Raw genomic sequence first — 1,385 nt, 5'->3', positions numbered from 1 at the left:
GGGTTAAGGGTCAAAAAGTGTGTCCGGAATCGCGGATTTTCACGGATTGACCTGTAGGTTTCCGGAAAGTATATGCTCCGGAAGCATATATCTAGCCCCCGACGGGAAATCCTCGGTGTGGCAGCCGTGATGTGCTATGCGCGGCGTGGTGTGGTGTCGCAATGTCGAAGAACCAACCACGCTGCCACTGCGGCGGTGAAATGAAACGCAACGGCACCACCAGCAAAGGCACCACCAGATGGCGCTGCAAACAATGCGGCGCCTCCAGCGTCAAACGTCGAAACGACATCACCAACGCGGCAGTGTTCACCCAGTTCATCGAGCATTGCACCACCGCAATATCACTCGACGACCTAGCCAAACGAAACGGTGTTAGCCGCGCCACCATGAAGCGGCGCTTCAAGTGGTGCTGGCTCGTTGATGTGCCTGACCCCACCGCCGGCCACCACAAGCGGATCTACGACCAGGTATTTCTCGATGGCACCTACACCGCCGGTGGCTGCCTGATCGTCGCGGCGACCATCGACCACGTGATCGCCTGGCACTGGTGCAAACACGAAACCACCCGCGACTACCAACTGCTGCTTGAACACATCGAAGCCCCACTCATCGCCGTCATCGACGGCGGCCAAGGCGCATACAGCGCAATCAAAAAGTGCTGGCCGACTACGAAAATTCAACGCTGCCTCGTCCACGCCCAACGCGTGGTCCGCCGCTACACCACCACCAACCCACGCACCGATGCCGGGCGCACCATCTACCGACTTGCGCTGAAACTGACCCGGATCACCACACTGGATGAAGCCGCCGCGTGGGGTGTGCAACTGCACGAGTTTTCAACGATCTACCGGGAATGGATGAACGAGAAAACCATGATCAAAGACCCCAAAACAGGTGCATGGACCCGCGTGTGGACCCACCACAACGTGCGCAAGGCCTACAACAGCCTCAACCATCTTTGGCGGTCCGAGATGCTGTTTGTCTACCTCAACCCGCCAGCAGGAGTCCTTGCGCCCGAGCGGATCAAATCCACCACCAACAGCTTAGAAGGCGGCATCAACGCCCAGCTCAAACTGCTCGCCAGAACCCACCGCGGCAGATCAGGCGAACGACAACGCCGCATGCTGGATTGGTGGCTCTACTTAAAAACGGAACTGCCTGACGATCCAGTACGAATCGCCAGGCAGTCCGACTGGGGCCAGGGCCAACTCGCCAAAGTATCCACCCTGACCCAAACCGAGAACCAAGCCGACCACGAAACAGGACGCCCAGCCCTCTACGACAACGCTATCGACACCGACTACACCCACTCAATCGGCATTCAAAAAGGCCAAATCTAACCCCCGCGACACGCCGAGCCAGACACACATTTTGACCCTTAACCC

1 protein-coding gene is annotated in these 1,385 nt (G+C 58.3%); it reads left to right on the top strand.

The window, feature by feature from the left end; translation table 11 throughout:
* Nucleotides 1–161: 161 nt before the first annotated feature.
* Entirely contained in the window at nucleotides 162–1,340 is a 1,179-nt protein-coding gene (locus tag JMN37_RS11235) for an IS256-like element IS1249 family transposase (RefSeq protein ID WP_252932199.1), read from the top strand.
* Nucleotides 1,341–1,385: the final 45 nt, after the last annotated feature.

It is taken from the genome of Corynebacterium lipophilum, from assembly GCF_024102595.1.
Classification (GTDB): domain Bacteria; phylum Actinomycetota; class Actinomycetes; order Mycobacteriales; family Mycobacteriaceae; genus Corynebacterium; species Corynebacterium pseudogenitalium.
Note: the sequence above shows the minus strand (reverse complement) of the source record. Positions and strands in the feature narration are given on the sequence as shown.

Coding starts and splice junctions, on each gene's coding strand:
- JMN37_RS11235 (WP_252932199.1), top strand. CDS start 162: ATGTCGAAGAACCAACCACGCTGCCACTGCGGCGGTGAAATGAAACGC.